Origin of the sequence: Paraburkholderia phenoliruptrix, from assembly GCF_019511605.1 — a bacterium.
Classification (GTDB): Bacteria; Pseudomonadota; Gammaproteobacteria; order Burkholderiales; family Burkholderiaceae; genus Paraburkholderia; species Paraburkholderia phenoliruptrix_A.
On the sequence record NZ_JAEUAV010000091.1, the window covers coordinates 1 to 255 of the forward strand.

Below are 255 nucleotides of genomic sequence, written 5' to 3' on the forward strand. Positions count from 1 at the left end.
TGATGCCAGCGCCACCGTTGGTGATGTTGTTCACGACGTTCGTCACGTTCGACACGTTCTGATTCGTCGCATACAGCTGCGAGCCGTTCACCGCGTCCACGCTCGTCGCATTCACCGCTCCCGCCGACACACCCGTGAGCGTGCGCGTGCCCGCCTTGCCGGTGAAGTCCACCACCGTGCCGTCAGTGCCCTGCGCCACCGTGATGTTGCGCGTGACCGCATCCTGCTGCACCAGCCCCACCGTACCGCTGTTGA

At 64.7% G+C, this 255-nt stretch carries 1 pseudogene; it reads right to left on the reverse strand.

Going from position 1 to position 255, the window contains the following annotated elements:
- A pseudogene (locus tag JNB89_RS30905) lies at positions 1-255 on the reverse strand (beta strand repeat-containing protein); the annotation flags it as partial.